The sequence below is a fragment of the Tardiphaga sp. 709 genome, from assembly GCF_032401055.1.
In the GTDB taxonomy this organism is placed as follows: Bacteria; Pseudomonadota; Alphaproteobacteria; order Rhizobiales; family Xanthobacteraceae; genus Tardiphaga.
The window spans coordinates 5,051,950-5,078,594 of record NZ_CP135529.1; the positions used below are offsets into that span (position 1 = coordinate 5,051,950).

The following is a 26,645-nucleotide window of genomic DNA, read 5'->3' on the forward strand; positions in this document are numbered from 1 at the left end:
AGATCAGGCAGCTTTCTGCGCGCCGTTCGGCCGGAAGCCCAACAGGTGACTAATGGCGAAAACGAGATCGGCGCGGTTCATCGTGTAGAAATGGAAATCGGAGACGCCCTGCTTGGCGAGTTTCTGCACCTGGCCAGCGGCGACGGTGGTAGCCACCAGCTTGCGGGTCTCGGCATCGTGATCGAGGCCGTCGAATTTGGCGGCGAGCCAGTCGGGCACTGTGGTGCCGGCGCGGGTGACGAAGGCTCTCGCCTGCTTGAAATTATGCATCGGCATGATGCCGGGCAGCACCGGGATATCGATGCCGCGGGAGCGGACCTTGTCGAGGTAGCGGAAGTAGAGATCGTTATCGAAGAACACCTGGGTGATGGCGCGGGTCGCGCCGGCATCGACTTTGGCCTGCAGCGTATCGATGTCCGCATCGAAGTCGGTGCTCTCCGGATGCTTCTCCGGATAGGCGGAGACGGTGACGTCGATATCGGGATAACGGTTACGAATACTGGCGACCAGGTCGGCGGAGGTCTTGTAACCGTCGGGGTGCGGTATATATTCCGTGCCGATGCCCGTGGTCGGATCGCCGCGCAGGGCCACGATGTGGCGAACGCCGGCCTCATGATAGCGGGTCACGACATCGTCGATTTCGCTTTTCGGCGCGCCGACGCAGGTCAGATGCGCCGCCGGGGTGAGGGCGGTCTCCTTGAGCAGACGGACGATGGTGGCGTGGGTGCGCTCGCGCGTCGACCCACCAGCGCCATAGGTCACCGACACGAAGGACGGGTTCAGCGGCGCCAGGCGCTCAATGGTGTCCCATAGGGTGCGGTCCATCTCCTCGGTCTTCGGCGGGAAGAACTCGAAGGAGATATTGGGAAGCTTGGTGGGGGTGGCCGGGTTGATCTCGGTCATCGCGTCGAACTCCACCGCATGATTAGCGGTACCGGTTGTCTCTAGCGCCAAGCCCGGGGACTTTGGCCGCACTGCACAAAGATAGTTTAGGTTCGGCATTCAGATAGCCCATCCTGAGCCGTTTTGGGGTGGGAATTGGCCCAACATCGGTTTTCAAACCCAGATAATCTCAAAGTTTTCTCGATGTGTGGGCAGAGGGGACTCGCCGTCGTGTTCGTCCAAATACGTGCATATTTTGCTTATTTTAGCTCCAGATGGTTGCTTAGAGGATGTTTTCTAAATGTGGGCAGGTAGTATCGGGATGAAATTATGGCTTAGTATGTCCCACGGTTTGCGCCCTCTTTTGCCGCTAGCTTGAGGGGAGGGGTGTGTCGCCCAAAACGCTCTTTGCCCTCTCCAGCGCAGGCACTAGCTTGGCGCCATGATCCCATTGTCCATTCTCGACCTCTCGGTCGTCACGTCAGGCACGCCGCCCGCGGGTGCGCTCCGTAACAGCATCGATCTGGCCGAACATGCCGATCGCCTCGGCTATGTCCGCTACTGGCTGGCCGAGCACCACAACCTCGCTTCGGTGGCGAGCCCCGCGCCGGAGATCATGATCGGGCAGATCGCCGCGGTAACGCAGCATATCCGCGTCGGCTCCGGCGGCGTGATGCTGCCGAACCATGCGCCGCTGATGGTGGCCGAGCGCTTCAAGATGCTGGAGGCGCTGTTTCCCGGCCGGATCGATCTCGGTCTCGGCCGTGCGCCGGGCACCGATGGTGCGACAGCCTATGCGCTGCGCAATCGTCTCGCCGGACGCGAAGGCGATGACTTTCTGGAACGGCTGAGCGAGCTGGTGCTCTGGGAGACGCGGCAATTCCCGGAAGGTCATCCCTATAACAACGTCGTGGCGATGCCGAATGACGTGCCGCTGCCGCCGCTCTGGCTGCTCGGCTCCAGCGACTACAGTTCGGATCTCGCGGCGCAGGTCGGCATGGGCTTCGCTTTTGCGCATCATTTCGCATCCCATGATGCGGCCGACGCGATGGTGCATTATCGTGCGCGCTTCAAGTCCTCCGGCTGGCGGCAGGCGCCGCATGCGATTCTCGCCGTCGCAGTGATTTGTGCGGAGACGGATGCCGAGGCCGAGCGTCTCGCCTCGTCAGCCGATCTCAATCGCCTGCGCCGCGACCGCGGCGAATATGCGCCGCTGCCGAGTATCGAAGAGGCGCTGGCCTATCCTTATAGCGACAGCGAAAAAATGAAGATCGCGCGCAATCGCTCACGGTTGTTCGTCGGCAGTCCATCGACAATCATGGAAAAGCTGCAGCCGCTGATCAGCGAATGCCAGGCCGATGAGTTGATGGTGATCACCGCGATGTATGATCATGAGGCGCGGAAGCGGTCCTATGATCTGTTGGCGGATGTATTTCAATTGCAGAGAGCAGCAGCCTAGGCGCAGCGAGGTCAGCGAGCGCCGCGACAATAGGAGGGGATGATGGCACCTCTGGTGACGCCGCGTGGCCTTGGCGAAGTCGTTTTGCGTGTCAGCGATATGCCGCGCGCGATCAGTTTCTATCGAGATGTTCTAGGCCTTAGTCTGCTGCGCGCCTTCGACGATCGGATTGTATTTCTCAAAGTGGAGGGTGGCTTTGAAGGCCATCACCGCATCATTGGTCTTTTCCGGGCTGATCAGCCGTCCAATCGTGATGACACGGAGTGGCTCGCTCCCGATTTGCGGGCGCCCACTCTGCATCACTTTGCGCTGGAGATTGCGTTATCGGACTATCAGCCGGCTCTCGATGCCCTGACGAAAGCGGGTCTCAAGCCGAACACCTACGAACACCGATGGATCGGCTGGCGCTCCATTTATGTCACGGATCCGGACGGCAATATCGTCGAGCTGGTTGCGGTGGATGCGTCGATCTGCAAGGCGTCGTAAGGTTTCGAGAGGAATGTCGGAATCGGGACTGCGGAAACGTCCTTGAGGCGGCGCCACCAAGAAACAGAGGATAACCCATGCTCTATGCAATCCTGGCCTATCACGTCGAAGACGTTGTCGTGTCCTGGACGGCCGATCAGGACACTGCCGTGATGGCTGGTCTTCACGAGATTCACGAGAAACTGACAGCCGATGGCCAGATGGGTCCGGCTGCGCGGCTCGGCGGCACCAAGGGTGCATTCACCCTGCGCGGACCCGGTGCAGGCGTCGTCATCGACGGGCCCTTTGCGGAGACCAAGGAGCAGTTGCTCGGCTTCTATGTGGTCGATCGCGCCACCCGCGAGGACGCAATCGCGACCGCGCGCGATCTGCGCCGCGTCAATCCGACTGCGGTCTATGAGATCCGGCCGGTTCAGTTATTCCTGCCGGGATCGCCGATGGCGGCGACGCATGCGCTGACCGATCATGTCAGGCCGGCGTCGCCCTGAAATTGCTTACGACGTCGGCTCGCCGAAAGTCGCGCGGAACGGATGCGCCGGATAGACGCCGACGATCCTGAATTCGCGTGAGAAGAACTTCAATTCTTCAAGCGCGAAAGCGAGGCTGCGGTCATCCGGATGACCGTCGACATCGGCATAGAACTGCGTGGCGAAGAATTCACCGTCGACCATGTAGCTTTCCAGCTTGGTCATGTTGACGCCGTTGGTGGCAAAACCGCCAAGCGCCTTGTAGAGCGCAGCGGGCAGGTTGCGGACGCGGAATACAAAAGACGTGACGAGCGGTTCGGAGCCCTGCGGCGCCCATTTGGCGTCTTTGGAGAGGATGACGAAACGCGTGGTGTTGTGATCCTCGTCCTCGACGTCCTCCGCGAGAATTTCGAGCCCGTAGATATCTGCCGCGAGCCGCGAGGCCAGCGAGGCGCAGCTCTTGTCGCCGCGTTCGGCAATCGCGCGGGCCGAGCCCGCAGTGTCAGCCGCGACAATGGCCTTGATGCCGAGCTTGCGAATGATGCGGCGGCACTGGCCGAGCGCGTGGACATGGCTTTCCACCGTCTTGATGTCGGTGAGCTTCGCGCCGGGCAGCGCCATCATCTGGTGGTGAATGGGCAGAAACCACTCACCGACGATATGCAGGCCTGACTGCGGCAGCAAATGATGGATGTCGGCGACGCGGCCGGCGATCGAGTTCTCGATCGGGATCATGCCTAGATCGGCCTCGCCCGAGGTGATCGCGGCCAGCGCATCCTCGAAGGTGGCGCAGGGCAGCGGCTCGGCATTCGGAAATGCCTCGACGATGGCGATATGGGAATTGGCGCCGGGCTCGCCCTGGAATGCGATCTTCATGATCTGATTTTTGGGAATGGTCATGGCGGGCCTTGTATCAGTCGCTCAGGTTTTTGCCAGCAGGCGGCGGGCAGTTTCGAGATCCGCGGGGGTATCGACGCCGAGCGGGACGCTATCGACAATGGCGGCGTCGATCCGCATGCCGGCTTCGAGTGCGCGCAGCTGTTCGAGCTTTTCGCGGACCTCCAGCGTGGAGGGGGCGAGCTTGACGAAGGCCTCGAGCGCGCCACGCCGATAGGCGTAGAGCCCGATATGATGGTAGCGGGGCCCGTCGCCATAGGGCGCCGTGGCGCGGGTGAAATACAGTGCGCGCAGCCGGTCGGGACCGGCCCGCGATCCGATCAGCTTCACCACGCTCGGATTGGTATGTTCGTCATCCTTGTGGATCTCGGTCGCCAGGGTCGCGATGTCGACCGCGGGGTCGTCGAGCAGCCGCACTGCGGCGCTTATGTCGCCGGGCGGAATAGTGGGCAGGTCGCCCTGGACATTGACGATGGTCTGGATGTGTCCAGCCGGATCGAGCTTGCACAGGGCCTCAAAGATCCGGTCGGAGCCCGATGGATGGTCCGGGGAGGTCATGACCGCCTCGAAACCGTGGGCTGCCACGGCGCTGGCGATGTCGGCCGTATCGGTGGCGATGGCCACACGGCCCAGACCGGCCTCTTTGGCGCGTCGCGCCACATGCACGATCATCGGCAGCCCGCCAATATCGAGCAGCGGCTTGCCGGGCAGGCGGGTGGCCGCCATCCGGGCGGGAATGAGCACCAGGGTGCGTCTGTCTGTCATGGCAAAATCGGCTTGGATTCCAGTGATCTTCCCCCCGAAAAGTATGATGCACATCAAAGGGCGCGGCGTTTATACGGGTTGCCAGAGGATGGGCAAACCGTTATCTCAAAACGGCAGGCCCGAGGGCCGCAGGAACGTGATTCCTGAGTGTGTCGAGGCCGTTGGAGCGGCCTTCCAATGACCTAAAACGGCGTGGGGCTTTTCGACTATGGACTCCTTCGAACTCAACAAGATTATGGGCGCCATTCTCGGCACCTGCCTGGTCCTGATGGTGACGAATTTCACCGCCCAGGCCGTGTTTTCGCCGAAGCATATGGAAAAGCCCGGCTTTGATATCGCCGTGAAGGAAGAGGCTGCCGGCGGTGCCAAGGCCGCTGCCGCGCCGTCCGAACCGATCGAGAAGCTGCTGCAGACCGCTTCGGTCGAGAAGGGCTCAACCGCAGCCAAGAAGTGCGCCGCCTGCCATACGTTCGAAAAGGGTGGCCCGAACCGCGTTGGCCCGAACCTGTTCGGCGTCGTCAATGAGAAGGTGGGCGAAGGCAAGGCCGGGTTCAACTTCTCGGCGGGCATGAAGGCCAAGGGCGGCACCTGGACCTTCGAGGAGCTGAACAAGTTCATCGCCAATCCGAAGGGCACCGTACCAGGCACGGCCATGGGCTTCGCCGGCATTCAAAAGGATAGCGAGCGCGCCGACGTGATCGCCTATCTGGCAACTCTCGCCGATAAGCCGGTGCCGCTGCCCACTGCAGCGAAATGAGGACGGTGTCGTAACGCTGTTCCTTGGTAATTTATCATCGATTAAACGGCCAGGCTCAGCCTGGCCGTTTTCGTATCTGCATTACCAAAGCTTAAGCGGGACGTTTGGCCGCAACGCGTTAGGATGCAACCAGCGTGACGGGTGGTATCCTGCGGAAAAGCCGGCATAATCGGTCGAACCCTCGCCTTATATGACCGTTCTAATAGACTGCTTCGGTTCACAGGATTCAGCACATTGACGATTTCCCGACGCCGCCTTCTCCAGACCAGCGCCTTCGCCGCACTTGCCCCTGTCATCGGTGGTGTGGGCAGCCTCTCCGTCATCGATGCAGCAAGTGCCCAGTCTGCGGCAAAAGGTGCAGAATGGCGCCATGCGCTGTCCCTGTTCGGGGAGATCAAGTATCCGGCGGACTTTAAGCGCTTCGACTACGTCAATCCGGAAGCGCCTAAGGGCGGCACCGTCCGCCAGATCGCGATCGGCACCTTCGACAATTTCAACATCGCGGTGGCCGGCGTGAAGGGCAACATCGCCGGCGCCGTCGGGCTGATCTACGAGTCCCTTACGACAGGATCGCTGGACGAGGTCTCGACCGAATATGGTCTGCTCGCGGAAGCCGTCAGCCATCCCGAGGATTACTCCTGGGTGTCCTACCGGCTGCGGGCGAATGCCAAGTGGCATGATGGCAAGCCGGTGACCCCGGAGGATGTGATCTTCTCGCTGGAGTCCTTCAAGAAATATCACCCGCAATATTCTGCCTATTACCGCCATGTGGTGAAGGCCGAGAAGGTCGGCGAGCGCGAGATCAAGTTCACCTTCGATGCGCCCGGCAACCGCGAATTGCCGCAGATCGTCGGCCAGCTCACCGTGCTGCCCAAGCACTGGTGGGAGGGCACGAACGCTTCCGGCGCTAAGCGTGACATCGGCAGCACCACGCTGGAGATGCCGCTCGGCAGCGCCGCCTATCGCATCAAGGAGTTCGTGCCAGGCCGTTCGGTGTCGGTGGAGCGTGTGAAGGACTATTGGGGGCGCGACCTCAACGTGAATGTCGGTCGCAATAATTTCGATGAGCTGCGCTACGAGTATTTCCGTGACGGCACCGTCGCGCTCGAAGCCTTCAAGGGCGATCAGGTCGATTGGCGCACCGAGAACAGCGCCAAGAACTGGGCGACGGCCTATGACTTTCCTGCAGTTGCCGAGAAGCGCGTTATCCTCGAAGAATTTCTCAATCGCTCGTCGGGCATCATGCAGGGCTTCGCGCTCAACATCCGCCGCGACAAGTTCAAGGATGCGCGTGTTCGCCGCGCGCTGAACTATGCATTCGACTTCGAGGAGATGAACAAGCAGATCTTCTTCGGCCAGTACAAGCGCATCTCCAGCTATTTCGATGGTACCGAACTGGCATCGTCCGGTCTGCCGGAAGGCAAGGAGCTGGAGATTCTGGAGACCGTGCGCGCCGAGGTGCCGCCGGAAGTGTTCACCAAGCCGTATACGAATCCGGTCGGCGGCAGTGCTGAAAACGTGCGTGGCAATCTTCGCGAAGCGCTGCAACTGTTCAAGGAAGCGGGCTATGAAGTCCGTGATCGCAAACTGGTCAATGCCAAGACCGGTGCGCCGTTTGAGCTGGAATTGCTCGGCGAGGATCCCTCTTTCGAGCGCGTGATGCTGTTCTTCAAGCCGTCGCTGGAACGTCTCGGCATCGGCGTGTCGGTCCGCACCATCGATGCCACGCAATATGAGAACCGGCTGCGGACCTGGGATTTTGACATCGTCGTGTCGTCCTGGCCGGAGTCGCTGTCGCCTGGTAACGAACAGCGTGAATTCTGGGGTTCGCAGGCTGCCGATATGGCCGGCTCGCGCAACATCGTCGGCATCAAGAATCCTGCGATCGACAAGCTGATCGATCGCGTGATCTTCACCAAGGACCGCAACGATCTCGTCGCTGCGACCAAGGCGCTGGATCGTGTGCTGCTGTGGAACAACTTCGTGGTGCCGCAATGGACTTACAACAAGGTCCGCACGGCGCGCTGGGATCGCTTCGGTCGTCCGCCTGAGCCGCCGAAATACGGGCAGTCGGGTTTCCCCGCCATCTGGTGGTACGACGCCGACAAGGCCGCCAAGATCGGCAAGCGCTCTTGAGGAGCACATCGCGCATGGCGCAGCTCAATCGTCGGCACGTGCTGGGTCTCGGGATCGGCGCTATCGCGGCGTCACGCTTCAGCCCCGCTTTGGCAGAGGCGCCGAGAGAAGCCCACGGCATCTCCGCCTTTGGCGATCTGAAATATCCGGCCGATTTTCCGAATTTCGACTACGTCAACGTCAATGCACCGAAGGGCGGCGCCTTCTCGACGGTGCCGTCGAGCCGTGCATTCAACCAGTCGTTCCAGACCTTCAATTCGCTGAATGCCTATGTTCTGAAGGGCGACGGCGCGCAGGGCATGGGCATGACCTTCGCCCCGCTGATGGTGCGCGCGGGCGACGAGCCAGACGCGATGTATGGGCTGGTCGCGAAGTCCGTGCAGATCTCTGCCGATGGTCTGACTTATCGTTTTACGCTGAGGCCGGAAGCGCGCTTCCACGACGGCAGCAAGCTCACTGCACGTGATGCAGCATTCTCATTGACGGCTCTCAAGACCAAGGGCCATCCCATCATCACGCAGCAGATGCGCGACATGGTGAAGGCCGAGGCCGTAGACGACCTGACGCTGGTGGTGACATTCGCCGAGAAACGCGGCCGCGATGTGCCGCTGTTTGTCGCCGGCATGCCGATTTTCTCGCAGGCCTATTACGATAAGCGCGCATTCGATGAGACGTCGCTGGAGACGCCGCTCGGCAGCGGTCCCTACAAGGTCGGCCGCTTCGAGGTCGGGCGCTACATCGAATTCGACCGCGTGAAGGACTGGTGGGCCGCGGACCTTCCCGTCAATCGCGGCAGCTATAATTTCGATACGGTACGGTTCGATTTTTATCGCGACCGCGACGTGGCCTTCGAAGGTTTCACCGGCCGCAATTATCTGTATCGCGAGGAGTTCACCTCGCGCATCTGGAACACGCGTTACGATTTCCCGGCGGTAAAGGATGGCCGGGTCAAGCAGGAGATGTTGCCCGACGACACACCTTCCGGTGCGCAGGGCTGGTTCCTCAACACACGCCGCGCCAAGTTCAAGGATCCGCGTGTGCGCGAGGCGCTCGGTAACGCATTCGATTTCGAATGGACCAACAAGACGATCATGTATGGCGCCTATGTGCGCACGGTGTCGCCGTTCCAGAACTCTGACCTGATGGCGACTGGTGCGCCGTCGCTGGAAGAGCTAGCATTGCTGGAGCCGTTCCGCGACAAGGTGCCGGCCGAGGTTTTTGGAGCGCCCTATCTGCCACCGACATCGGATGGATCAGGTCAGGACCGTGCGCTGCTGCGCAAGGCCATCCAGCTCCTGAACGACGCAGGTTGCGCAATGAAGGATGGCAAGCGCATGACGGCGCAGGGCGAGCCGTTCAAGGTCGAGTTTTTGCTCGATGAGCCTGCTTTCCAGGCGCATCACATGCCCTATATCAAGAATCTCGGCACGCTCGGCATCGAGGCCAGTGTGCGCCTTGTCGATCCCGTGCAATTCCGCGCACGCCGCGACGATTTCGACTTCGACGCAGCCATCGAACGTTTCAGCTTTTCCACCATTCCCGGCGATTCCCTGCGTTCGTTCTTCTCGATGCAGTCGGCAGTCACCAAGGGCTCGAATAATCTCGCCGGCATTTCCGATCCTATCGTCGATGCGCTGATGAACGAAGTCATCGCCGCCGATACGCGCCCCAAGCTGGTCTTCGCGGCGCGGGCGCTGGATCGTGTCATCCGCGCCGGCCGCTACTGGGTGCCGCAATGGTATGCGGCGTCGCATCGCGTGGCCTATTGGGATGTGTTCGGCCATCCCGCCAATCTGCCGAAATATATCGGCGTCGGTGCCCCCGATCTGTGGTGGGCGTCCGCAAAACCTTCAAGCGAGCAGGCCAAATAGCATGGGCGCATATATCGCACGGCGCGTGCTGCTGATGTTTCCCACGCTGCTGGGAATCCTGTTCGTGTCCTTCGTCGTGGTGCAATTCGCGCCCGGTGGTCCGGTGGAGCGCGTGATCGCGCAGCTCAGCGGCGCCGATACCGGCGCGTCGCGTGTCTCCGGTTCGTCCGGTGGGGACTTCGGTAATCGGGCACAGCCCGGCGCTGCAGGCGACGCGGTGAATTCGAAGTATCGCGGAGCGCAAGGCCTCGATCCGGATTTCGTCAAGAGCCTGGAAAAGCAGTTCGGCTTCGACAAGCCTGCGCCGGAACGCTTCGCGCTGATGTTGTGGAACTTCGCGCGCTTCGATTTCGGCAAGAGCTATTTCCGCGACACGACGGTGCTGCAGCTCATCAAGGAGAAGCTGCCGGTCTCGATGTCGCTCGGAATCTGGATGATGCTGATCACCTATCTGATTTCGATCCCGCTCGGCATTCGCAAGGCGGTGCAGGACGGCTCGCGCTTCGACACATGGACCTCGGCGGTCATCATTGTCGGTTTCGCCATTCCCGGCTTCCTGTTCGCGATCCTGCTGATCATCCTGTTTTCCGGCGGATCGTTCTGGAGCATCTTCCCGCTGCGCGGCCTGACCTCGGACGGCTGGAGCCAGTTCCCGTGGTACTGGAAGATCATTGACTACTTCTGGCATATGACGCTGCCGCTGATCTCGATGGTGCTCGGCGCCTTCGCCACCATGACATTGTTGACCAAGAACTCGTTCCTCGATGAAATCCGCAAGCAATATGTGATGACCGCGCGCGCCAAGGGCTGCAACGAGCGGCAGGTGCTCTATAATCACATCTTCCGTAATGCCATGCTGATCGTCATCGCCGGTTTCCCTGGCGCATTCATCCATGCCTTCTTCTCAGGCTCGTTGCTGATCGAGACGATCTTCTCGCTTGATGGCCTCGGTCTGCTCGGCTTCGAGAGCGTGCTCAACCGCGATTATCCCGTGGTATTCGGCACGCTGTTTATCTTCTCGCTGGTCGGTCTCGTTGTGAACCTCCTGTCCGATCTGGCCTATATGTGGATCGATCCGCGGATCGACTTTGAGGCGCGAGAAGTCTGATGACGATCACAGCGCCCGTGCCCGTCGAAACCACCACGCTGTCGCCGCTCGGCGAAGCCGTGCCGCCATCGCGTCACCCGCTTGGCATCTCGCCGCTCAACCAGCGTCGCTGGCAGAACTTCAAGTCCAATCGCCGTGGCTACTGGTCGTTCTGGCTTTTCATGTTCCTGTTCTTCATCTCGCTGTTCGCCGAGGTGATCGCCAATGACCGGCCGTTCTTCATCAAGTTCGACGGCAAGATGTATTTCCCGGCTTTCGTCACCTATTCGGAGACGACTTTTGGCGGTGATTTCGAGACGGCCGCCGATTATCGCGACCCGTTCCTGCAGAAACTGATCGCCGAGAAGAACGGCACGATCCTTTGGCCGCTGATCCGTTATTCCTACGATACGCACAATCTCGATCTGCCGACGCCTGCGCCTTCGAAGCCGACCTGGATGCTCACTGAAGAACAGTGCAAGCCGGTGGTCGAGAAGAAGGGCCTCAAGAGCTGCCGCGACCTTGAATATAACTGGCTCGGCACCGACGATCAGGGCCGCGATGTTGTTGCGCGGCTGATCTACGGCTTCCGCATCTCGGTGCTGTTCGGTCTCGCACTAACGATCATTTCGTCAATCATAGGCATCGCCGCAGGCGGTGTGCAGGGCTATTTCGGTGGCTGGGTCGATCTCGCCTTTCAGCGCTTCATCGAGATCTGGAGTGCGATCCCGTCACTCTATCTGCTGCTGATTCTGTCCTCGGTGCTAGTGCCCGGCTTCTTCGTGCTGCTTGGGATCCTGCTGCTGTTCTCATGGGTGTCGCTGGTCGGTCTCGTGCGCGCCGAGTTCCTGCGCGGCCGAAACTTCGAATATATCATGGCGGCGCGGGCGCTCGGTGTGTCCAACGCCAAGATGATGATCCGACATCTGCTGCCGAATGCCATGGTGGCCACCATGACCTTCCTGCCGTTCATCGTCTCGTCCTCGGTGATGACGCTGACTGCGCTGGATTTCCTCGGCTTCGGCCTGCCGCCGGGCTCGCCATCGCTCGGCGAACTTCTGTCGCAAGGCAAGGCCAATGTGCAGGCGCCCTGGCTCGGCTTCACCGGCTTCTTCGCGGTGGCGATCATGCTGTCGCTGCTGATCTTCATCGGCGAGGGCGTCCGCGATGCCTTCGATCCGCGCAAGACATTCAGGTAGGGCCGCAGCATGGATGCCATCAACCAGCCGCTGCTCGATGTGCGCGATCTCTCGGTCGCGTTCCACCATGGCGGTAATACATCGGTCGCGGTCGATCGCGTATCGTTCGAGATCAAGCGCGGCGAATGCGTTGCGCTTGTCGGCGAGTCCGGCTCGGGCAAATCCGTCAGCGCAATGTCGATCCTGCGGCTTTTGCCATATCCGACGGCGTCGCACCCGTCCGGCCATATCCGCTTCAAGGGCCATGAGCTCCTGAGCATGTCGGAGCGCGAGATCCGCGGCATCCGCGGCAACGATATCTCCATCATCTTCCAGGAGCCGATGACCTCGCTGAACCCGCTGCACACGATCGGTGCGCAGATCGGCGAGATACTGCAACTCCATAACGGCATCCGCGGCAGCAAGGCGCGCGAACGAACGCTGGAATTGCTGACGCAAGTCGGCATTCCAGACCCGGAAACACGCCTCGCCAGCTATCCGCATCAATTGTCGGGTGGTCAGCGCCAGCGCGTGATGATTGCGATGGCGCTCGCCAATGCACCTGATCTCCTGATCGCCGATGAGCCGACCACCGCGCTGGACGTCACGGTGCAGGCGCAGATACTCGCTCTGCTGGCCGATATTCGTCAGCGGCTCGGCATGAGCCTGCTCTTCATTACCCACGATCTCGGCATCGTCCGCCGCATCGCAGACACCGTCTGCGTCATGAACAATGGCAAGATCGTCGAGCAGGGTCCGGTGGAGCAGGTGTTTACGTCGCCGCGGCATCCCTACACACGCGATCTGCTTGCTGCTGAGCCGAAGCCGGATCCGGCACCCCCACGGCCCGAAGCGCCGGTGGTGATGTCGGCGGACGATCTCAAGGTCTGGTTTCCGATCAAGCGGGGATTACTCCGCAAGACGGTGGGCCACGTAAAGGCAGTGGACGGTGTCAGCCTGAAGGTGCGGCAAGGCGAGACGCTCGGCGTCGTCGGTGAATCCGGCTCCGGCAAGACGACGCTCGGTCTTGCGCTACTGCGCTTAATTTCCTCGCAGGGACCGATCGTGTTCCTGAGCAAGGATATCCAGGGTCTGCAGTTCAAGGACATGCGGCCGATCCGGCGTGACATGCAGATCGTGTTTCAGGATCCGTTCGGGGCGCTGTCGCCGCGTATGTCAGTCGGCGATATCGTCGCCGAAGGGTTGAGCGTGCATCAGCCTTCTCTTTCGCCGGAGGATCGTGAGACGCGCGTCGTCAAGGCACTGCAGGATGTCGGCCTCGATCCCAAGACCCGGTTCCGCTATCCGCATGAGTTCTCCGGCGGCCAGCGCCAGCGCATCAGCATCGCGCGCGCAGCCGTGCTGGAGCCGAGTTTCGTCGTTCTGGACGAGCCCACCAGCGCGCTCGACATGCTGTTCCAGGCGCAGATGGTGGACCTCCTGCGCGAGCTGCAGCGCAAGCGCGATCTCACTTATATGTTCATCTCGCACGACCTGCGCGTGGTCGCGTCACTGGCCAGCCACCTCATCGTGATGCGGCACGGCAAGGTGGTCGAAGAGGGCCCGGCGGCTGAGCTGTTCAAGAATCCGAAGAGCGACTACACCCGCGCGCTGTTTGCCGCAGCGTTCAGGATCGAAACGGCGCCGGGCGGGGATGCTGCGCAGTAGGATACGATGACGAAAGACAACGATCACCGTCCCACCATTACGGACCGTGCTGCCGATGTCGCTGTCTCGGCTCCGACGGTGGTCGGACGCGGCTTCATGACCTACGAACGGTACGATATCGCGATCATTCGCGCGGGCGATGAGACACTGCGGCAGCAGCGTGACATACTCCGTGCCAGCAAAGTGGCCGCAGTTCTTCCGATCGATCTTGCGCGCGGCGAAGTCGTGCTGATTCACCAGTTTCGTTTGCCGGCGCATCTCGCCACGGGGCGTGGTGAGATGGTCGAGATCGTCGCCGGACGCGTTGATGAGGATGAAACGCCGCTCGTTGCCGCTGCGCGAGAATGTGCGGAAGAAATCGGTGTAACGCTGCAGCGTTTGCTCGAGCTCTATAGCGTGCTGCCGACGCCGGGCTTCACCGACGAGTATGTCACATTCTTTCTCGGCTTCGTTGACAGCAGCAAGGTACCCACCCGGGGTGGTCTCGTCGGAGAGACCGAGGATACGCGGCCCTTCGTGGTCTCCATCGACGAGGCGATCGCGGCACTGGATAGCGGCGCAATTCACAACGGCCTGATGGTGAGTGCTCTGCAGTGGCTGGCGCTGCATCGTGCCCGACTGCAGGATTACTACGAGCGCGCGGTGCCTAATCCAGCCGTCTGATGCTGGTGATATCGCTGCCGGCCGCCTTGATCCGCGCGATGGCGCCTTTCGTGTCCTCGATGGCCGTTGCCATGTGATGCGCATTGGCATGCACGATCGTGTCGGCATCGCGGGCGATGGCAACGTGGCCCTTCCAGAAAATCAGGTCGCCGCGCTTCAGATGCTGCATCTCGGCGTCGGACAAGGCGCGGCCGAGGCCGCTCTCCTGCATGTCGCTGTCGCGCGGGCAGCCGGTGCCTGATGCGGTCAGTGCGATTTGCACCAGCCCGGAGCAATCGATACCGAGGCTGCTCTTGCCGCCCCATAGATAGGGCGTGCCGACGAAGCGCTCGGCGACCGCAACGAAATCGTTTTCGAACGCATCGATCTCCGCGACATGCCGCCTCGGTACGCAATGTCCGGCATTCGTCATCACAAATGCATCGGTCATCTTGACGATGGCCAGGCGCGCGCCTAGCGGCAGCGTATCTGTCGGCGGCAGTTTGATGGAGGGCCCAGGAAAAAGGAACGTCCGGAGCGCGGTCACTTTGTGTGTCGGTGTCGGCCCGCGTGGATAGAGTGCGAGATCCGAGAGCCAGCCGACATAGCCGTCGCCATTGAGTTGGCCCCAGGCCCAGCCTTCTTCGTTGCGGTCGTAGATGGTGAAACGCTCGCCCTTCAAGGCCTGCGTATTCATTTCGGCGCCGGAGAATGGTTGGAGCCGCATGGAGGTGACGCCATCGGCAACCTCGAATTCTTCGCCGTCGACGAAACGTGCGGCCTCGACCTGACCTTCAAGATATCGCGCAGCCACGTCCGGGCGCGCAGGAGTGAGCCGGGGATCTCGTTTATCCATAGCGCTGGCTCAATAGCTGATAGATCGCTCGTGCCGCCTGGCATTCGCCGCCTTCGGGGCGTGCTGGCTTCGCCGATGGCGTCCAACCATAGATATCTACATGGAGCCAGCTCCTGGCGGCTTCGACAAAGCGCTGCAGAAACAGCGCGCATGTGATCGAGCCGGCAAAGCCGCCGGAGGGCGCATTGTTGATATTGGCCACCTTGGAGTCGAGCCAGGCATCGTAGGGAGCCCAGAGCGGCAGCCGCCACAGCGGATCGTTCTGCTCCTTCGCACAGCGCGCGACGTCGAGCGCCAGCGTCTCGTCATTGGTGTAGTAGGGCGGTAGATCGGGGCCGAGCGCCACGCGTGCGGCGCCGGTCAGCGTGCCCAGATCGACCAGCAGGTCCGGCTTCTCCTCATCGGCATAGGCCAGCGCATCGGCCAGCACCAACCGGCCTTCGGCGTCTGTGTTTCCGATTTCGACCGTCGGCCCCTTGCGCGACTTGAAAATATCGAGAGGGCGGAATGCGTTGCCGGCGACGGCGTTTTCCACCGCAGGGATCAGCACGCGCAACCGCACTTTCAGCTTGGCGTCCATCACCATCAGCGCCAGCGCCAGGACATTGGCGGCGCCGCCCATATCCTTCTTCATGATCAGCATGCCGCTTGAGGGCTTGAGGTCGAGGCCGCCGGTGTCGAAGCAGACGCCTTTGCCGACCAGCGTCACCTTCGGATGCGACGGGGCACCCCAGGAGAAATCGATCAGCCGTGGCGCGCGCGTCGAGGCCATGCCCACGGCGTGGATCAATGGAAAATTCTGCTGCATGAGGTCATCGCCCACGATGCATTTGAAGTCTGCACCAAAACGCGTGGCGAGTTCCTTGGCGGCCGCGGCGAGCTCTTCCGGCCCCATATCGTTCGACGGCGTATTGATGAGATCGCGCGCCAGTGCTGCAGCCTCGGCCATGCGGCTGATATCGGCGACATCGATGCCATCCGGCGGCACCAGCTTCACCTTGGGCTCATCATTCTTGCGATAGCGGCCGAAACGATAGCTGCCGAGTGCAAAAGCCAGTACGGCGAGGCGGACGTCATGTGGCGCGTTGGCGAAACGGTAGGTGCCCGGTGGCAGCAGGCCGGGCAATTGCCCCGGGCGGAACAGGTCGCGGAAGGTCGCGCCGTCGTCTTCCAGCCCGAAGATGACCTGGGCGATGGCGCCATCTTCCGTCGGCAACGCCAGCCAGGCGCCGGGCTTCGCTGCAAAACCGTTGGCCGCGGCGAAAGCTTTCGCCGGTCCGGGCAGTGCCGCGCTGATCTCGGGCCAGGTCGTCTTGCTCGCGAAGGTGATCGGAATAGCCGATGCGGCGGCGGTCATGTCGAAGGCGGAATGCATATGCAGAATCTCATGAAATTGAACGGCAATGACACCCGAAGCGCAAAGGGCGTCAAGCGACGGTATGGGAGGATATGGCGCAGTCTGCGCCGATTAACCAGCCATTAGGGTTAACACTCTATTGCTGAAGGCATCCGGCCCGCCCGTTCGCTCCATTGTTGAGTCAACCTGTCATGCGTCAGCCCCCTTGTCTTGCCCGGCTTTTGACGACCGCGGCGGTGACCGCGATCCTGGCCGCAGGCCTTGCCGGCTGCAAGACGGCGGGCATGTCCGATATCACCGGTTCCCTTGGCGCTCGGGCGGAAGCATCAGCCGATGCCGATCCCGCCCGTGCCGTCGAAGTCTATGGCGAACGCTACCGGGCGAACCCGAAGGACGCCGACATAGCCTTGCGCTACGGCCAGGCGCTGCGCGCCAATGGCCAACGCGCCCAGGCTGTGTCCGTGTTCGAACAAGCGACCCTGACGAATCCCGGCAACAGGCCGCTGCTGGCAGGCTACGGCCGCGCGCTGGCCGACGCCGGCAGCTTCCAGCGCGCCTTCGACGTTCTGACCACCGCGCATAGCCCGGCCAATCCGGACTGGCGCATCCTCTCGGCACAAGGCGCCGTCCTTGACCAGATGGGGAGGCATGACGAAGCCCGCCGTTATTACGACAGCGCTCTGAAGATCAGGCCGGAGGAGCCGTCCGTGCTCTCCAATCTCGGTCTGTCCTATATGCTCTCGAAGGATCTGCCGCAGGCCGAGGCGACGCTGCGCCGCGCGCAGGGCCGCGGCAATGTCGATCCGCGCGTCCGCCAGAATCTCGGTCTCGTGGTTGGCCTGCAGGGCCGGTTCGGTGAAGCGGAATCCATCGTGCGGGCTGACCTGCCGCCAGACGAAGCAGCGGCGAATGTCGCCTATCTCAAGCAGATGCTGAGCAGTAAGGGCACGCCGCGTTTGGGCGCCCGGGACGACGACGCACTGCGTCGGTCGTAATTTCTCGCAGGTCAAATTTCGCAATGACGTTGAGCAAGGCCAAGCTCACCGGCCTCACTGCATCGCTGCGACCTTGATGCCCGTCGGGCCGAGAATGACGACGAACAGAACTGGCAGGAAGAACAGGATCATCGGCACGGTCAGTTTGGGCGGCAGCGCGGCGGCCTTCTTCTCAGCCTCGTTCATTCGCATGTCGCGGTTTTCCTGCGCCATCACGCGAAGGCTCTGACCGAGCGGGGTGCCGTAGCGTTCAGATTGCATGAGCGCCAGACAGACCGATTTGACACCTTCAAGTCCGGTGCGCTTTGCGAGGTTCTCATATGCGACCTTGCGATCCTGCAGGTAAGACAGTTCGGCCGTGGTCAGCGTGAATTCCTCGGCCAGCGCCACCGACTGTGAGCCGATCTCGATGGACACGCGGCGAAATGCGACTTCGATGGACATGCCGGATTCGATACAGATCAGCAGCAGATCGAGAGCGTCCGGAAATGCGCGGCGGATCGATAGCTGGCGCTTGGAGATCGCATTCTTGAGAAAGATCATCGGCGCCTGCAGGCCAAGATAGGCGGCACCGAGGCACATGCCGATCTTGATGGGCATCGATTGCTCCATCCGCGAGATCACGAACACGTAGAGGATCGCGAAGACCAGGAACACGATCGGTGTCACGGCGCGGAAGAACAGGAAGGTGATATAGGGCGCCTGGCCGCGATAGCCGGCCATGACCAGCTTGTCGAGCGCGGCTTCCTGCGCCAGCCACTTGCCGAGGTTGAAGTCGGTCACGACCTTGGAGACGAGTTGCTTCGGCGTCTGGCGCAGCGACACTCTCTCGCCTTTCGCCATGCGGTCCCGCTCGCGTTGCCGCAACCGCTCCCGCTCGCTGGCGACCGCCTTCATGCGCTTGGCGAGGCCATCGCCGGCGAACAACGGCGTGAGCAGGCTGTAAGCCGTCGCCGCAACAGCTATCGCTGCCAGCATCATCGTCATGAAACGAACGTCGTGGAGCTTTGCTATCAGGATATCGATCATGTCAGCACCATCAGAAGTCGAAGTTGATCATGCGCTTCATGACGAAGATGCCACAGGACATCCAGACCACGCAGGCCGCCAGCATCAGGCGGCCCGTCGGATGAGTCCACAGCAGCGAAATATACTCAGGCGTGCTGAGATAGACGAGCAACATCACGATCGGCGGCAGCGAGCCGATGATGCCGGCGGACGCTTTGGCCTCCATCGACATCGCCTGGATTTTTTCGGCCATCTTCTTGCGGTCGCGCAGCACCTTGGAGAGATTGCCGAGAGCTTCCGAGAGGTTGCCACCCGACTTCTGCTGAATCGCGACGACGATGCCGAAGAAGTTAGCCTCCGGAAGCGGCATGCGCTCATAGAGCCGCGCACAGGCCTCGCCGAGCGGCATACCGATCGTCTGAGTTTCGATGATGGCAAGAAATTCGCTGCGTAGGGGTTCCGACGCGTCGGCGGCGACAACCTTGATCGAATCGAACAGTGGCAGGCCGGCCTTGATACCGCGAACGATGACGTCGACGGCATCTGGAAGTGCTTTGAGGAAGGCCGCCTCGCGCCGCTTCTTGAGAAAGCCGAGAATCCAGCGCGGCAGGCCGAAGCCGGCGGCGAATCCGAGACCGGCGGCCGCGAGCAGACCACCGCCAAATATAATGGTCATCAGGAAGCTTCCGCCTCCCAGAATGCCAGAGATCACCATGAATTTCTGGTCGCTCCAGTCGAGGCCGGCCTGCGCGATTCGGATTCCGAGCGGAACCTTCTTTTCCTTCTGAAGGCGTGCTTCGACTTCCTTGAGCGATCCTTCGACCTGCTCGCGCCGGGAGCGCTGGTTTCTGTCGACCTGGCGCGCCACGGGCTCCGTCCGCGCGACCGATGCACGGCGGGTTTCGGCCTTCTTCTCGCCGGACAACAGCGGATAGAGAAAAACCCAGGCCAGACCGCCGACAGCGATGCTGGCCATGAATGCCAATGCGAGCGCCTGCATGTTCATCATTCGCTCCTCAGTTCGGCGCTATGACTTCAGCAGCATCGAGCGCCGCCGCGAGCCGCTTCTCCTCGCCGTAATAGCGGGCACGATCCCAGAACCGCGGGCGGCCAATGCCGGTCGAGCGGTGCCGTCCGATGATGTTGCCGTTGGCGTCTTCGCCGACCATGTCGTAGACGAACAGGTCCTGTGTAATGATGGTGTCGCCTTCCATGCCCATCACCTCGGTGATGTGCGTGATGCGGCGCGAACCGTCGCGCAGACGGGCGGCCTGAACGATGACGTCGATCGACGCGCAGATCATTTCGCGAATGGTGCGCGAGGGTAGCGAGAAGCCGCCCATGGTGATCATGGATTCGCAGCGCGACAGCGCTTCACGCGGATTGTTGGCGTGGAGGGTGCCCATCGAGCCGTCATGGCCGGTATTCATCGCCTGTAACAGGTCGAATGCCTCGGGTCCGCGGACTTCGCCGACGATGATCCGCTCCGGACGCATGCGCAGACAGTTGCGCACCAGTTCGCGCATCGTGACCTGGCCTTCGCCCTCGATGTTCGGCGGTCGGGTTTCGAGCCGCACCACGTGGGGCTGCTGCAGCTGAAGTTCAGCGGCGTCTTCGCAGGTGATGATGCGCTCGTCGTCGTCGATATAGTTGGTGAGGCAGTTCAGCAGGGTGGTCTTGCCCGAACCGGTACCGCCGGAGATCAGCACGTTGGCGCGGCAGCGGCCGATGATCTGGAGGATCTGGGCGCCGTCCGGGGAGATCGCGCCGAATTTGACCAGCTGCTCGAGCGTCAGCTTGTCCTTCTTGAACTTACGAATCGTCAGCGCGGGACCATCGATGGCCAGCGGTGGTACGATGGCGTTGACGCGTGAACCGTCGGCAAGACGAGCGTCGCAGATCGGTGAAGATTCGTCGACACGGCGGCCGACCTGGCTGACGATGCGCTGGCAGATATTCAGCAGCTGCTGATTGTCACGGAAACGGATGCCGGTCTTCTGGATCTTGCCGGCGACTTCGATGAACACCGTGCCGGCGCCGTTGACCATGATGTCGGCGATGTCGTCGCGCGCCAGAAGCGGCTCGAGCGGCCCGTAACCGAGCACGTCGTTGCAGATGTCGTCGAGCAGTTCTTCCTGCTCGGCAATGGACATCACGATGTTCTTGATCGCTATGATCTCGTTGACGATGTCGCGGATTTCCTCGCGCGCGGATTCGCCGTCGAGCTTGGCCAACTGCGCGAGGTCGATCGCCTCGATCAGGGCGCCGAAAATCGTCGCTTTGACCTGATAGTAATTTTCGGAGCGGCGCTCTGCGATGACGGGGGCCGCAGGTGCGGCGCGCGCGGGTGACAGCGGCGGCGATGACACAGCCGGTGGCGCAGACGCAGCCAGCGCGCCGGGAGAGGGCTCCGGCGCGCCGGCGGGCTTGACGGCCCGGACATCGGTATCTGTTCCGCTACGCTTACCAAACACGACAACACTCCATGCGGTGAATTACTTCGACCGCAATTTCTCCAGGAACGGACCCAGGAAGGATCCTCGTGGCTTCTTGGCCTCGCCGCGGCCGGTCAGCCGCTGCGCAATTTGCAGAAAGAGTTCGGTGGTGCGATGGCCGGCGGCAATTTCGGCAATCATCTGACCATTGTTGGCCGCCGAGCCGAACATCTGCGGATCGAACGGGATCGTAACGATCGGCGGTGTCTCGATGGCCTTGGCGAATTCGCTGGCGCTGATTTCGGGCCGCTTTGGAACGCCGACCTGATTGAGGCAGTACAGGGGTGCGCGATCATTGGGGCGCGAGGCCTTGATCAGATCGTACATGTTCTTGGTATTGCGCAGGTTGGCGAGATCCGGCGCCGCGACGATCAGGATGTCATCCGCGCCGATCAGTGCCCGCTTGGTCCAGCCCGACCATTGATGCGGAACGTCGAGCACGATGCAGGGCATCGTCGAGCGCAGTGTGTCAAAGATCGAGTCGAAGGCTTCGCTGCCAAAGTCGTAGACGCGGTCCAGCGTGGCGGGGGCAGCCAGCAGGCTGAGATGATCTGTGCATTTCGACAGCAGTCGGTCGATGAAGGCGGTGTCGACACGATCCGGCGAGAACACTGCGTCGGCGATGCCCTGCGGTGGGTCCTGGTTGTAGTCCAGCCCGGCAGTTCCAAAAGCGAGATCGAGATCGGCGACAACGGAGTCCAGCGCCAGATCGCGCGCGATCGCCCAGGCGACGTTGTGAGCGATGGTGGACGCGCCGACGCCGCCCTTGGCACCGACCACGGCAATGATGCGGCCGACCGCCTTGGCTTCCGGCGCCGAGAACAGTCCGCAGATCGAACGAACGACGTCGATCGTCGCAACAGGCGCGATCACGTAGTCGCTGACGCCGCGACGAACGAGCTCGCGGTAGAGCGTGACATCGTTGACCTTGCCGATCACCACAACGCGGGTACCGGCATCGCAAACCGTCGCCAGTTGATCAAGGCCAGCGAGAATGTCGCCGCGCGGCTCGGTCTCGAGAACAATGACGTTCGGCGTCGGTGCCGATCGATAGGCCTCGATGGCCGCAGGCATGCCGCCCATCTGGATCTTGATGTGAGCCTTGCCCAAACGCCTGTCTTCGGCAGCGGCCTGCACAGCGGCAGCGGTTTCCACTGTCTCGCAGAACGCCTGCACCGACACGCGCGGTGCCGGCGCAATATGCTCCTCTGCCGCGGGTGTTGCGGCGGAGGGCTGCTCGTCTGCGGTTTTCTGCGCGTAGCTAATCATTGGCCCACATTGCTGATTTTGGTCTTGTCTTCGGGATAGGTCGTCGCGGTGCTCTCACCCTTGCGATACTTGTCCAGCACGACGGTACGTCGGCCGGCATAGACAGGGGTCTCGGCGCGCGGCTGAACCAGGTCCGAAGGATTGGCGACCATGGCGGCGAGATTGCGTTGCTGCGAGCAGCCGAGATTGTAATACGGCTTGTTCGCGAGATAGCCCTTGTTCTTGATCGATGACGCAAGGTCGTCGGGCCAGGTGCCACACGGACCGGCCGAAGCCCCGATCAGCGGATAGCTGACGCGGATGGTCGGCAACATACGCGGATCGCTCGGCTGATAGCTGCGCATCAGGACGCCGTTCTGCGGCACGCCGATCGCCATCAGGAGTGAATGAACCTCACGATAAGACTCTTTGGCGGCGCGTGCATTCGGTGTATTGACCGGCACCTCCGCGGTGATGACACCGGTGCCTTCGCGCAACCAGTCCTGACCGAGCGATATGACATCCGCGCGCTGTGTGGCAGACAGGCCGCCGCGCTGGCTGCCGACGAAGACCTCGGTGGTCTTGGCCCGTTCTTCGACAACGATGGGATGCCGCAGCCGGTAATCGTCCGGTATGCTCGACGTGGCGTCCTGCGCAACGGTCTTGCAGCCACCGAGCGCAAGCGCCAGGAACAGCAGCGCGCCCGTGGCAGTCCGCGTGCGCGAAGAATGTATCGCTGTGTGATTGATCATGGTCATCTGATACTTGCCCCGTCTCAATCCGTGATGAAGCCGAAAACGCCGCGATAGCTGCGCATCGGTTGGGTCGGCTCGGTGCGGTGCGGTGCGCCATAGATGCGGTTGACGTTGCCGAGCAGATCGGCCTGCGGATCGGACGCATCCACGAAGCCGTCATCCGGACGCGAGAGATCCTTCTGCGCGACAGCGCGGACCACATAGGGCGTGACCAGGACCATCAGTTCGGTGTTGTTGTTGACGTAATCCCGGCTGCGGAACAGCGTGCCCAGCACAGGCAATTGCGACATGCCCGGTAGGCCGCTGATGGCCGCTTTGGTCTGCTGCTTGATAAGGCCGGCCATTACCATCGAACCGCCGGACGGAATCTCGAGCGTGGTGTCCGCACGGTTGACCTTGATCGCCGGGATCGACGTTCCGCTGATCGTGACGGAATTTTCCTGCGATAGCTCGGAGACTTCGGTGCCGACACGCAGGCTGATACGACCTTCGCTCAGAACCACCGGCGTAAAGCCCAGCGAAATGCCGAATTTCTTGAAGGTAATCTGCGTCGTACAGATCCGCGTTGTGGGATCGCAGGTATTGCCGCCGGGGACCGGAAATTCGCCACCCGCAAGGAAATTGGCGGTCTCGCCGGAGATCGCGGTCAGCGTGGGCTCGGCGAGCGTCCGGATGACGCCGGCGTTTTCCATCGCCTTCAGCGTCGCCGTGACGGATGGCGTCGATCCGAAGGATGCCTTGAGGGCATTATCGGAGACCAGGCTGCTGCCGCGCGCCGTGAACGGGTTGCTATTGTTGAAGTTGACGACGGACGTCCCGTAGCTCATCGATGCCGACAGATCAACGCCGAGTTGCTTGACGATGTTGCGCTGGACTTCGGCGACGGTGACCTTGAGCATGACCTGATCACGCCCGCGCACCGAGATGCTGTTCACGACCTTGTCCATGCCGCCGGCGAGGCGCGCCGCGAGGTCCGCGGCCTGCTGCGCTTCGACCTGGCTCGATGCCGTACCCGACAGCATTACGCCATCGCCGAGACCTTCGATGCGAATATCCGAATTGGGCATGGTCTGCTTGAGCGCGGCCCGAATACCGTTCAGGTCGCGCGTGACGGCGATATCGTAGGCGGCGATCTGCTGGCCGGTGACGTCGAAGAATACGATGTTGGTCTGGCCTACGGTCGCGCCGATGATGTAGGCGCGCTGCGCCGAACGCACGACGGCGTTGGCGATCTTGGGATCGGCGACCAGCACATCCTTGATGTCGCGCGGCAGGTCGATGACGATCGACTTGCCGATGCCGAGCGGCAGGAATTTTGCGTTCAAGGGGCCGGCGCTGCCGGCTTGCATAGACGTGGCGTCGGCCGCGAAAACTGGCGTCAATACGGGATTGATCGCGAGCGCCGTGATGGCGGTGAGCGACAGCGCGTGGGCTGCAAGAGCCCGCATCGATCCGCCTGTTGTGATGCGCTTCATCGCCTGCGTCCTCTCGATCACTTCGTCATGGTCGCGGTCGACGGGATGCCGTAACGCACGATGCTAATGCTGTCGCGCTTGCCGCTATTGGGATCTTCAACCGGCGGAGGCGCGTTGGCGTCGACCAGGGCCCGCAACGCCAGCGAGATCGTGCCGCTCTGCCGCGCGCGGGCGAGCAACTCGGCCTGTTCGGGCTTTAATTCGAGCGTTGCGGTCTTGCCGACGACTGAATTCTGCCCGTCCTTTTCCTTGGGCGCCTGATCGATGGCGAGAATGCGGATATTGTTCAAGATGATCTCGGAGCTTATGACCTCCATGCCGCCGCGATCACCGCCGCGTTCGCGCTTCGACAGGATCACGTCGACGCGGTCGTTCGGCAGAATGAAACCGCCGGCGCCGGTTTCCGGCGAAATTTCGGTGGAGACGGCACGCATGCCGGTCGGCAGAACGGCGGCCATGAAGCCAGCGCCATTTGCGCGCACAAGTTTCGGTTCACGGATCGGTTCGCCGGCAATGAAGGCCGAACGCGCGATGGAGCCGGCGATTTGCGCCGCGGCGTCCGGGCGGCTGTTACGGCTGATGACGTTGGTGCTCGCCGCCGATGCGGGCCAAGACTGCCACTGGACATCATCGGGACCTAGTGCCTGACCGAGCGCGATATCGGCCTTGGCAACGAGGACGTCAGTTGTCGGGGCCTCGGCGACCTGAGGGGGGGGCGGTGCGTCCGATGTGCTCGCAAGATATAGCGCCACACTGCCAGCGCCGAGTGCAATGGCGAGGACCACAATGCGTGCGGTATTCATACGCTTCACTTTCCACATTACGCCGCGACGCTGCCGCCGCTGTAACGGGAGTTGACCAGTTATTCGTCAAAGCATGGTTAATGAGCGGTATCTAAATCGCGTTAATAGAAAGTTCCGATTTTAGTGAAGCGCGAAACGTGCCAGGTTGATCGTCTTCACCCATCCGGTGTCGGGGTAAACGAGCAGTGCGCCGAGGGCGAGGGCAATACCGTAGGGGATGCCGGTTTCCTTGTGATGCAAACGCATCAGCCAGGCCTGGCCGCCGAGCGCGTAGGGCAGTGGCCACTGACGGAATTGCAGCAGCAGCAACGTGAGCGCGCCGCCGAACAGCGAGGCGTAAACGAGGTAGTTCACGAGATGGTCGAAGCCGAACCACAGTCCCGCCGCTGCGGCGAGCTTGGCATCGCCGCCACCGATCCAGCCGAACGCGAAACAGGTAAAAGCGACCACCAGCACCAATGCCCCTGCTCCGAGATGCGACAGCGCACCCTGCAGACCCATTCCGCCAAAGATCGCCAATACGGCGAAGCCCGCCACCAGCAGCAGCGAGATGCGGTTCGAAATGGTCATCGTGAAAAGGTCGCTGATCGCCGCATAGGCCATCAGGCCCGGGAACAGCAGAAGGCGCGTCAAATCGAGGATCATGGCTTCAAAGGCCCGTTGCGGCGACGACGGAAAACCTAGCCAGCAGAAATGAACAATCGGACAACAAGAAAGAATTTACCAAACGCTGGCGATCCGGATCGCAACGGCGACCAGCGCGAGGATCAATGCGGCGCAGACCAAGCCGGCAGGGTCGCGGAGCGAGATCTGAAGTCCCTGCAGGACGGAGCGGGGAATGTCGGGGTGTCTCATACGCAGAACGATCCTGAAGGCGACGGTCAGCAGCATTCGGAAACAAAAAAGGCTCCGGACACCGGAGCCTTTTGGTGCACTCGTAACAGTCGCTTACTTGAGCGAGGTGTTGATCTGACCGAACTTGCCGTTCAGGTTCGAGCCGAGGCCGTTAACGATTGCGATGATGGCCAGCGAGATGCCGGCAGCAATCAGGCCGTATTCGATAGCAGTGGCGCCGGACTCATCCTTCATGAAACGCGAAACGAGGTTCTTCATAATACAAAACTCCATATGTGCACGTGGCTGTCGATCGTGATGCCTGGTCTCCCCGGCGTTCTCAGCACCGTGACCATGAGGGAACACTAGGAGTGGGGAATTGCAGTGCGGTTAATTCGATTGATGAAAGTCGGTCGCATTTGTCTCTTCTTTTGCACGGTAAATACCTACTTAAGACGATTTTAGAATGACTTGGGTTTGATGACACCACGCGTGTCCTTTTCGCTTCATTGCTCCTTAAGCAT

At 61.6% G+C, this 26,645-nt stretch carries 26 protein-coding genes; 11 read left to right on the plus strand and 15 right to left on the minus strand.

What is annotated here, in order from left to right:
• Positions 1-3 precede the first annotated feature (3 nt).
• Complete coding sequence (gene metF, locus RSO67_RS24525) at positions 4-903, minus strand: methylenetetrahydrofolate reductase [NAD(P)H] (protein WP_315840954.1); 900 nt, start codon at positions 901-903, stop codon at positions 4-6.
• A gap of 421 nt (positions 904-1,324) precedes the next feature.
• Between metF and RSO67_RS24530 the strand changes: the two genes are divergently transcribed.
• The 3 genes from RSO67_RS24530 (at position 1,325) to RSO67_RS24540 (ending at position 3,315) form a co-directional block, all read left to right on the plus strand.
• Positions 1,325-2,341 (plus strand): LLM class flavin-dependent oxidoreductase, encoded by a 1,017-nt coding sequence (locus RSO67_RS24530; protein ID WP_315840955.1) that lies wholly within the window; start codon positions 1,325-1,327, stop codon positions 2,339-2,341.
• Positions 2,342-2,383: 42 nt separating this feature from the next.
• Positions 2,384-2,827 carry a VOC family protein gene (locus tag RSO67_RS24535; protein WP_315840956.1) on the plus strand — a complete coding sequence of 148 codons (444 nt, stop codon included), beginning with the start codon at positions 2,384-2,386 and terminating at the stop codon, positions 2,825-2,827.
• Positions 2,828-2,904: 77 nt separating this feature from the next.
• Positions 2,905-3,315 carry a YciI family protein gene (locus RSO67_RS24540; RefSeq protein ID WP_315840957.1) on the plus strand — a complete coding sequence of 137 codons (411 nt, stop codon included), beginning with the start codon at positions 2,905-2,907 and terminating at the stop codon, positions 3,313-3,315.
• Positions 3,316-3,321: 6 nt separating this feature from the next.
• Here RSO67_RS24540 and RSO67_RS24545 read toward each other — a convergent pair whose 3' ends face one another.
• Both RSO67_RS24545 and RSO67_RS24550 read right to left on the minus strand, forming a co-directional pair.
• Positions 3,322-4,170: a prephenate dehydratase gene (locus tag RSO67_RS24545; RefSeq protein ID WP_315844351.1), complete on the minus strand. Its 849-nt coding sequence runs from the start codon at positions 4,168-4,170 to the stop codon at positions 3,322-3,324.
• Between the two features lie 45 nt (positions 4,171-4,215).
• Positions 4,216-4,956: a 3-deoxy-manno-octulosonate cytidylyltransferase gene (locus RSO67_RS24550; RefSeq protein ID WP_315840958.1), complete on the minus strand. Its 741-nt coding sequence runs from the start codon at positions 4,954-4,956 to the stop codon at positions 4,216-4,218.
• 208 nt (positions 4,957-5,164) lie between these two features.
• On the opposite strand from RSO67_RS24550, the gene RSO67_RS24555 reads away from it, so the two are divergent.
• The 7 genes from RSO67_RS24555 to RSO67_RS24585 all read left to right on the plus strand — a co-directional run bounded on the left by RSO67_RS24555 (position 5,165) and on the right by RSO67_RS24585 (position 14,316).
• Positions 5,165-5,713, plus strand: coding sequence for a c-type cytochrome (locus tag RSO67_RS24555; protein WP_068736206.1), 549 nt, complete (start codon positions 5,165-5,167; stop codon positions 5,711-5,713).
• 234 nt (positions 5,714-5,947) lie between these two features.
• A complete protein-coding gene (locus tag RSO67_RS24560; RefSeq protein WP_315840959.1) occupies positions 5,948-7,849 on the plus strand; it encodes an extracellular solute-binding protein in 1,902 nt (633 codons plus the stop codon).
• Between the two features lie 14 nt (positions 7,850-7,863).
• Positions 7,864-9,720 carry an extracellular solute-binding protein gene (locus tag RSO67_RS24565; RefSeq protein WP_315840960.1) on the plus strand — a complete coding sequence of 619 codons (1,857 nt, stop codon included), beginning with the start codon at positions 7,864-7,866 and terminating at the stop codon, positions 9,718-9,720.
• A 1-nt stretch (position 9,721) separates the two neighbouring features.
• Positions 9,722-10,828 carry a microcin C ABC transporter permease YejB gene (locus RSO67_RS24570; protein ID WP_068736211.1) on the plus strand — a complete coding sequence of 369 codons (1,107 nt, stop codon included), beginning with the start codon at positions 9,722-9,724 and terminating at the stop codon, positions 10,826-10,828.
• Positions 10,828-12,006, plus strand: a complete 1,179-nt coding sequence (locus RSO67_RS24575; protein ID WP_315840961.1) for an ABC transporter permease — start codon at positions 10,828-10,830, stop codon at positions 12,004-12,006. Before RSO67_RS24570 ends, RSO67_RS24575 begins: the two co-directional genes overlap by 1 nt.
• Before the next feature lie 9 nt (positions 12,007-12,015).
• Entirely contained in the window at positions 12,016-13,653 is a 1,638-nt protein-coding gene (locus RSO67_RS24580; RefSeq protein ID WP_315840962.1) for an ABC transporter ATP-binding protein, read from the plus strand.
• Between the two features lie 6 nt (positions 13,654-13,659).
• On the plus strand, positions 13,660-14,316 hold the full coding sequence (locus tag RSO67_RS24585; RefSeq protein WP_315840963.1) for an NUDIX hydrolase: 657 nt from the start codon (positions 13,660-13,662) through the stop codon (positions 14,314-14,316).
• Here the strand turns inward: RSO67_RS24585 and RSO67_RS24590 are convergent.
• Positions 14,300-15,151: an NlpC/P60 family protein gene (locus RSO67_RS24590; protein WP_315840964.1), complete on the minus strand. Its 852-nt coding sequence runs from the start codon at positions 15,149-15,151 to the stop codon at positions 14,300-14,302. The two genes, RSO67_RS24585 and RSO67_RS24590, sit on opposite strands and share 17 nt — an antisense overlap.
• Positions 15,144-16,526 (minus strand): leucyl aminopeptidase family protein, encoded by a 1,383-nt coding sequence (locus RSO67_RS24595; RefSeq protein WP_315840965.1) that lies wholly within the window; start codon positions 16,524-16,526, stop codon positions 15,144-15,146. Before RSO67_RS24595 ends, RSO67_RS24590 begins: the two co-directional genes overlap by 8 nt.
• Before the next feature lie 173 nt (positions 16,527-16,699).
• On the opposite strand from RSO67_RS24595, the gene RSO67_RS24600 reads away from it, so the two are divergent.
• Positions 16,700-17,503, plus strand: a complete 804-nt coding sequence (locus RSO67_RS24600) for a tetratricopeptide repeat protein (protein ID WP_315840966.1) — start codon at positions 16,700-16,702, stop codon at positions 17,501-17,503.
• Positions 17,504-17,557: 54 nt separating this feature from the next.
• Here RSO67_RS24600 and RSO67_RS24605 read toward each other — a convergent pair whose 3' ends face one another.
• The 10 genes from RSO67_RS24605 to RSO67_RS24650 form a co-directional block, all read right to left on the minus strand.
• On the minus strand, positions 17,558-18,532 hold the full coding sequence (locus RSO67_RS24605) for a type II secretion system F family protein (protein WP_315840967.1): 975 nt from the start codon (positions 18,530-18,532) through the stop codon (positions 17,558-17,560).
• A gap of 10 nt (positions 18,533-18,542) precedes the next feature.
• The gene (locus RSO67_RS24610) at positions 18,543-19,517 is read right to left on the minus strand and encodes a type II secretion system F family protein (protein WP_315840968.1); all 975 of its coding nucleotides are present in this window, start codon (positions 19,515-19,517) and stop codon (positions 18,543-18,545) included.
• Positions 19,518-19,527: 10 nt separating this feature from the next.
• On the minus strand, positions 19,528-20,985 hold the full coding sequence (locus RSO67_RS24615; RefSeq protein WP_315840969.1) for a CpaF family protein: 1,458 nt from the start codon (positions 20,983-20,985) through the stop codon (positions 19,528-19,530).
• Between the two features lie 21 nt (positions 20,986-21,006).
• The gene (locus RSO67_RS24620; RefSeq protein ID WP_315840970.1) at positions 21,007-22,275 is read right to left on the minus strand and encodes a CpaE family protein; all 1,269 of its coding nucleotides are present in this window, start codon (positions 22,273-22,275) and stop codon (positions 21,007-21,009) included.
• Entirely contained in the window at positions 22,272-23,006 is a 735-nt protein-coding gene (locus RSO67_RS24625) for a CpaD family pilus assembly protein (protein ID WP_315840971.1), read from the minus strand. The genes RSO67_RS24620 and RSO67_RS24625 overlap by 4 nt, the downstream gene beginning before the upstream one ends.
• Before the next feature lie 23 nt (positions 23,007-23,029).
• Positions 23,030-24,484: a type II and III secretion system protein family protein gene (locus tag RSO67_RS24630; RefSeq protein ID WP_315840972.1), complete on the minus strand. Its 1,455-nt coding sequence runs from the start codon at positions 24,482-24,484 to the stop codon at positions 23,030-23,032.
• A 17-nt stretch (positions 24,485-24,501) separates the two neighbouring features.
• Positions 24,502-25,287 (minus strand): Flp pilus assembly protein CpaB, encoded by a 786-nt coding sequence (cpaB, locus tag RSO67_RS24635; RefSeq protein WP_315840973.1) that lies wholly within the window; start codon positions 25,285-25,287, stop codon positions 24,502-24,504.
• Between the two features lie 120 nt (positions 25,288-25,407).
• Complete coding sequence (locus RSO67_RS24640; protein WP_315840974.1) at positions 25,408-25,932, minus strand: prepilin peptidase; 525 nt, start codon at positions 25,930-25,932, stop codon at positions 25,408-25,410.
• 75 nt (positions 25,933-26,007) lie between these two features.
• Complete coding sequence (locus RSO67_RS24645; protein WP_315840975.1) at positions 26,008-26,142, minus strand: hypothetical protein; 135 nt, start codon at positions 26,140-26,142, stop codon at positions 26,008-26,010.
• Between the two features lie 93 nt (positions 26,143-26,235).
• Entirely contained in the window at positions 26,236-26,400 is a 165-nt protein-coding gene (locus RSO67_RS24650) for a Flp family type IVb pilin (protein WP_315840976.1), read from the minus strand.
• Between the last annotated feature and the right edge of the window lie 245 nt (positions 26,401-26,645).

Coding starts and splice junctions, on each gene's coding strand:
- metF (WP_315840954.1), bottom strand. CDS start 903: ATGACCGAGATCAACCCGGCCACCCCCACCAAGCTTCCCAATATCTCC.
- RSO67_RS24530 (WP_315840955.1), top strand. CDS start 1,325: ATGATCCCATTGTCCATTCTCGACCTCTCGGTCGTCACGTCAGGCACG.
- RSO67_RS24535 (WP_315840956.1), top strand. CDS start 2,384: ATGGCACCTCTGGTGACGCCGCGTGGCCTTGGCGAAGTCGTTTTGCGT.
- RSO67_RS24540 (WP_315840957.1), top strand. CDS start 2,905: ATGCTCTATGCAATCCTGGCCTATCACGTCGAAGACGTTGTCGTGTCC.
- RSO67_RS24545 (WP_315844351.1), bottom strand. CDS start 4,170: ATGAAGATCGCATTCCAGGGCGAGCCCGGCGCCAATTCCCATATCGCC.
- RSO67_RS24550 (WP_315840958.1), bottom strand. CDS start 4,956: ATGACAGACAGACGCACCCTGGTGCTCATTCCCGCCCGGATGGCGGCC.
- RSO67_RS24555 (WP_068736206.1), top strand. CDS start 5,165: ATGGACTCCTTCGAACTCAACAAGATTATGGGCGCCATTCTCGGCACC.
- RSO67_RS24565 (WP_315840960.1), top strand. CDS start 7,864: ATGGCGCAGCTCAATCGTCGGCACGTGCTGGGTCTCGGGATCGGCGCT.
- RSO67_RS24570 (WP_068736211.1), top strand. CDS start 9,722: ATGGGCGCATATATCGCACGGCGCGTGCTGCTGATGTTTCCCACGCTG.
- RSO67_RS24575 (WP_315840961.1), top strand. CDS start 10,828: ATGACGATCACAGCGCCCGTGCCCGTCGAAACCACCACGCTGTCGCCG.
- RSO67_RS24580 (WP_315840962.1), top strand. CDS start 12,016: ATGGATGCCATCAACCAGCCGCTGCTCGATGTGCGCGATCTCTCGGTC.
- RSO67_RS24585 (WP_315840963.1), top strand. CDS start 13,660: ATGACGAAAGACAACGATCACCGTCCCACCATTACGGACCGTGCTGCC.
- RSO67_RS24590 (WP_315840964.1), bottom strand. CDS start 15,151: ATGGATAAACGAGATCCCCGGCTCACTCCTGCGCGCCCGGACGTGGCT.
- RSO67_RS24595 (WP_315840965.1), bottom strand. CDS start 16,526: ATGCATTCCGCCTTCGACATGACCGCCGCCGCATCGGCTATTCCGATC.
- RSO67_RS24600 (WP_315840966.1), top strand. CDS start 16,700: ATGCGTCAGCCCCCTTGTCTTGCCCGGCTTTTGACGACCGCGGCGGTG.
- RSO67_RS24605 (WP_315840967.1), bottom strand. CDS start 18,532: ATGATCGATATCCTGATAGCAAAGCTCCACGACGTTCGTTTCATGACG.
- RSO67_RS24610 (WP_315840968.1), bottom strand. CDS start 19,517: ATGAACATGCAGGCGCTCGCATTGGCATTCATGGCCAGCATCGCTGTC.
- RSO67_RS24620 (WP_315840970.1), bottom strand. CDS start 22,275: ATGATTAGCTACGCGCAGAAAACCGCAGACGAGCAGCCCTCCGCCGCA.
- RSO67_RS24625 (WP_315840971.1), bottom strand. CDS start 23,006: ATGATCAATCACACAGCGATACATTCTTCGCGCACGCGGACTGCCACG.
- RSO67_RS24630 (WP_315840972.1), bottom strand. CDS start 24,484: ATGAAGCGCATCACAACAGGCGGATCGATGCGGGCTCTTGCAGCCCAC.
- cpaB (WP_315840973.1), bottom strand. CDS start 25,287: ATGAATACCGCACGCATTGTGGTCCTCGCCATTGCACTCGGCGCTGGC.
- RSO67_RS24640 (WP_315840974.1), bottom strand. CDS start 25,932: ATGATCCTCGATTTGACGCGCCTTCTGCTGTTCCCGGGCCTGATGGCC.
- RSO67_RS24645 (WP_315840975.1), bottom strand. CDS start 26,142: ATGAGACACCCCGACATTCCCCGCTCCGTCCTGCAGGGACTTCAGATC.
- RSO67_RS24650 (WP_315840976.1), bottom strand. CDS start 26,400: ATGAAGAACCTCGTTTCGCGTTTCATGAAGGATGAGTCCGGCGCCACT.